General features: G+C 52.3%; 6 protein-coding genes and 1 pseudogene. 5 read left to right on the top strand and 2 right to left on the bottom strand.

Features of this window, described 5'->3' with window-relative positions; all coding sequences use genetic code 11:
- The 3 genes from EII23_RS13200 to EII23_RS11700 all read left to right on the top strand — a co-directional run.
- A partial coding sequence (locus EII23_RS13200) for a hypothetical protein (RefSeq protein ID WP_221620402.1) occupies positions 1-302 on the top strand: 302 nt, incomplete at its 5' end.
- A gap of 6 nt (positions 303-308) precedes the next feature.
- Positions 309-1349, top strand: coding sequence for an ATP/GTP-binding protein (locus EII23_RS11695; RefSeq protein ID WP_124793518.1), 1041 nt, complete (start codon positions 309-311; stop codon positions 1347-1349).
- 2 nt (positions 1350-1351) lie between these two features.
- Complete coding sequence (locus EII23_RS11700) at positions 1352-1885, top strand: hypothetical protein (protein WP_185702391.1); 534 nt, start codon at positions 1352-1354, stop codon at positions 1883-1885.
- A gap of 185 nt (positions 1886-2070) precedes the next feature.
- Here the strand turns inward: EII23_RS11700 and EII23_RS11705 are convergent, their stop codons facing one another.
- The gene (locus tag EII23_RS11705) at positions 2071-2364 is read right to left on the bottom strand and encodes a hypothetical protein (RefSeq protein WP_124793519.1); all 294 of its coding nucleotides are present in this window, start codon (positions 2362-2364) and stop codon (positions 2071-2073) included.
- Between the two features lie 280 nt (positions 2365-2644).
- Here EII23_RS11705 and EII23_RS11710 point away from each other — a divergent pair, with 280 nt between their 5' ends.
- Together EII23_RS11710 and EII23_RS11715 are read left to right on the top strand one after the other, a co-directional pair.
- A complete protein-coding gene (locus EII23_RS11710) occupies positions 2645-2920 on the top strand; it encodes a type II toxin-antitoxin system RelB/DinJ family antitoxin (protein WP_124793520.1) in 276 nt (91 codons plus the stop codon).
- Positions 2907-3194 carry a type II toxin-antitoxin system YafQ family toxin gene (locus EII23_RS11715; protein WP_124793521.1) on the top strand — a complete coding sequence of 96 codons (288 nt, stop codon included), beginning with the start codon at positions 2907-2909 and terminating at the stop codon, positions 3192-3194. Before EII23_RS11710 ends, EII23_RS11715 begins: the two co-directional genes overlap by 14 nt.
- Before the next feature lie 265 nt (positions 3195-3459).
- On the opposite strand, the pseudogene EII23_RS13205 reads toward EII23_RS11715, so the two are convergent.
- Positions 3460-3795: pseudogene (locus tag EII23_RS13205) on the bottom strand (hypothetical protein); the annotation flags it as partial.

Here is a 3795-nt window from a genome sequence, read left to right on the forward strand (position 1 = left end):
ACCCGGCTTTCGTCCAGCCCCCATACACACATCCTATCCCAGTGATGCTCGACGGGCAAGGCGAGATCATGCACGCAAAAAAGCCGCCGTCCCGCGCCACCTCCGGCCGGGACGGGGGTTCACATTTCTGCCGCCCTGCATACGTGCAGGAGCAATGGAGCATCAGGGCTTGCTCGACGCCGCAGAACCAGCGAAAATTCTGGACAGCGATCGGGCAGGTAACGTACAGAAAAGAAAAAGACTCTGAAACGACATCCAATGAATGGTCGCAAGGTGATGGCATAAAATTTTTCAGGGGATAATCGGTTATGCTCAAAAAGCTGAAAATAGAGAACTTTACCTGTTTTTCAAAGTCTGCATTGACATTTTCAAAAGGCCTCAATGTGATTGTGGGAGAAAATGGCACAGGCAAAAGCCACCTTCTCAAGCTTTGTTACGCTGTTTTGCGCTCTTTGGCATGGCCGGATGCTTCGTTTGCCAAGGAGGCATATGCGCGTGATTTTGCAAAGCACCTGACGGCAGTCTTTCGCGCAGACCGCTTGGGGCGCCTTGCCTCTCGCGTTCACGGGCATTCCAGTTGCACAATCAGAGCTTCCTGGCCTGAAAAATGGGAACTTGTCTGCAACTTTTCACCCAAAAACACAGAGCGTGTTCATCTTGATTCCTTTTCTTGCAACACGGCCATATCTCTTCCGTTGTTTTTGCCGCCAAAAGAAATACTGTCTGTCTATTCAGGGTTTTATCATGCCATAAGCACTCGTGAGCTGCATTTTGATGCAACGTATCTTGACCTGGCCAAAGCTCTTTCGGCGAAGCCTCTGAAAGGGCCACGAAAAGGCTCCATCGCCAGTTCTCTTGAACTTCTTGAACAGACCATTGGCGGCACTGTAAAACTGGAAAACGATGCTTTTTATTATTACGGCAACCAATCGCAAAAAAACTCTGTAAACAAACGCCTGGAGGCGCCGCTTATGGCAGAAGGGCACAGGAAGCTGGGGATGCTTGTATACCTTCTCCAAACCGGTGGATTGCAGGAGCGTTCTTCTCTGTTCTGGGATGAGCCGGAATCCAACCTGAATCCATGCCTCATAAAAAAGCTGGCTTCCATTTTGGTCGATTTGTCAAAAATCATGCAAATCACTGTTGCCACACACAGTCTGTTCTTGCTTCGAGAGTTGGAAATCATGCAGGAAAAAAAATCACTGCCCAATGTCCGGTATTTTGGTTTGCACTTCGCGAAAAATGGCGTGGATGTGACAGCAGGCGACTCTGCCAATGATATTGGCGACCTTGCCATGCTGGATGCCAGCATTGCCCAGTCCGAAGAATATCTTCAGTGCGGAATGTAGCTATGCCAGAGATAGATGCAGATGGTTTCCGCTTCGATTTTCCTGACTCCTGGAAAGTCGCCAAATACGATGACTGGAGCTTTTATCGAAACCAGTTTGGAACAATGGATAATGGCATAAAAGCTGTAGATATTGTTGCCCTTGATGAAAAAAAGACTCTATGGCTCATTGAGGTAAAAAATTTTCAAAAGCATGGACGCCGATGCACTGTTCCTTTGCATGAAGAAGTATGGAAAAAAGTTTATGACACGCTTGCTGGCCTTTTTTCAGCAAAATGCAATGCTGTGGATGCAGAACAACGGTTCGCGCAAGCAGTGGCAAAGGCTTGCAAAATCCGTGTTGTCCTGCATATGGAACAGCCGCCGCCGTCTTCACGGCTCTATCATGAAAGCCTGGATTCGGCGAATATTTGTCATCAGTTACGAAAAAAAATGAAACCTGTTGATCCGCACCCACAAGTTGCCAACAAAGAATCACCCCACGTGCCGTGGAGTGTTCTCCCCCTCCCTTGCCCGAAAGGCCAGGAGCATTCTTGATCTGTACAGTGCTTTCCTGCTGTGACCCTTCGAAAAAAGAAACTCCCTGCGGCACTGTAATCCCCTCCAAAATGGCAGCGTTTGAAAGCAGAATTTCCCATACTCATGGAGCGGGAGATCGCGCACACAAAAAAGCCGCCTGCACAGAAGCACAGGCGGCCATCGTGTTTTGCTGAAGATACAAATCACATCATCTTGGTGTCGTCGTTGATCCGGTCAACAACAGCCTGCAACGATTCTGCACGGTAGGCAAAAAGCGTCAGCTTCCGCAGGGCGTTGGCGTCAGACGAACTGGCAATGTAGGAAGTCACGGACTGGGGAAGCGTGCCAAAGCGCGCCTCCAGCAAATCCTGCAAGGCCAGGCCAAATCCTTCAGCCCTTCCTTCAGCTCTTCCTTCCGCTTTCCCTTCGGCCCACCCCATCACTACGCCCTGCCGAATGTATTCGTCCTTCCACTGAGCGGCGCGTTCTTCCAACATGGCATCCACCTCCCGCTTCCGTTGTCCAGCGCGTCGGCGGGCACCCGGCTTTCGTCCAGCCCCCATACGCACATCCTATTCCAGTGGTGCCCGAGGGGCAAGGTGCTGTGCAGTCCCCATATAATCCCCCCTATCTGTGGCTGCATGCAAAAGCAGAGCCTGTGCTGCCCGTTTCCGTTTCATGGCCGGGGTGTACGCCGGTCGATGCGTCTTGGCGGAGAGAAGCTGTCGCTTGACGCGTGGCCATATTGTGACTACATATTGTTTCGAGGGAAACGCCATGCATACAACACAAATTCAAGATACCTATGTGCGGGCACGCATTGATGCTGACACAAAGGCACGGGCTGCGGACGCTCTGGCAGCAATGGGGTTGTCTGTTTCTGATGCGATCCGTCTTCTCATGCGCCGTGTGGCAAATGAACGCCGCTTACCCTTTGCTGTAAAGGCGCCCAACTCGACAACACGCCAAGCCATTGCGGAGTTGGAAGCCGGAAAGGGGCATACGTTCAATTCTGTCGCTGAAATGATGGCGGAGCTTGATGCGGACGATTAGCGTATCCACAGCCTTCAAAAAAGACTACAAACGCGCCAGGACAAACCCTCGCCATGCTGGGGACGTACGGGCGCTTTATGAGGATGTGGCTTCGTTTCTGGCCGCCGACCAGCCGCTCCCGGAGCGTTATCGGGACCATGCTCTGGTCGGTGACTGGAAAGGCTATCGGGAGTGCCACCTGAAACCGGACTTGTTGCTGATCTACAAGACAGAAGAACCGGGCATTCTGAAAATCGCCCGCCTTGGCTCACATGCGGAACTTTTTCGCCGTTAGCGTGGCAGCCGATGGCAATCAGATGGGCACGGGGCAACAATGCGTGACAAACCGCCGAGCTTTCAAGGGCACAGTTGACCTTGTGACGCTGCAGTGCGTATCTTCAAGGCAGGGCACAAAGAGCCCACGTCATGACTGTAATCCCCTCCAAAATGGCAGCGTTTGAAAGCAGAATTTCCCATACTTATGGAGCGGGAGATCGCGCACGCAAAAAGCCGCCTGCGCACGAGCACAGGCGGCCATCGTGTTTTGCTGAAGATACAAATCACATCATCTTGGTGTCGTTGTTGATCCGGTCAACAACAGCCTGCAACGACTCCGCACGGTAGGCAAAAAGCGTCAGCTTCCGCAGGGCATTGGCGTCAGACGAGCTGGCAATGTAGGAAGTCACTGACTGGGGAAGCGTGCCAAAACGCGCCTCCAGCAAATCCTGCAAGGCCAGGCCAAATCCTCTGGTTTCCCCAATGGAGATACCTTCAGCCTTGCCTTCGGCCCTGCCTTCAGCCCTGCCTTCCGCCCTGCCTTCAGCTTTTCCTTCCGCCTTCCCTTCGGCCCACCCCATCACTACGCCCTGCCGAATGTATTCGTCCTTCCACTGAGC

The sequence above is a fragment of the Desulfovibrio sp. OH1186_COT-070 genome (assembly GCF_003860215.1).
In the GTDB taxonomy this organism is placed as follows: Bacteria; Desulfobacterota; Desulfovibrionia; order Desulfovibrionales; family Desulfovibrionaceae; genus Desulfovibrio.

What these genes read in the sequence shown, in the direction of transcription:
- EII23_RS11710 (WP_124793520.1), top strand. Translation starts at nt 2,645, where the DNA reads ATGCATACAACACAAATTCAAGATACCTATGTGCGGGCACGCATTGAT.
- EII23_RS11715 (WP_124793521.1), top strand. Translation starts at nt 2,907, where the DNA reads ATGCGGACGATTAGCGTATCCACAGCCTTCAAAAAAGACTACAAACGC.
- EII23_RS11695 (WP_124793518.1), top strand. Translation starts at nt 309, where the DNA reads ATGCTCAAAAAGCTGAAAATAGAGAACTTTACCTGTTTTTCAAAGTCT.
- EII23_RS11705 (WP_124793519.1), bottom strand. Translation starts at nt 2,364, where the DNA reads ATGTTGGAAGAACGCGCCGCTCAGTGGAAGGACGAATACATTCGGCAG.
- EII23_RS11700 (WP_185702391.1), top strand. Translation starts at nt 1,352, where the DNA reads ATGCCAGAGATAGATGCAGATGGTTTCCGCTTCGATTTTCCTGACTCC.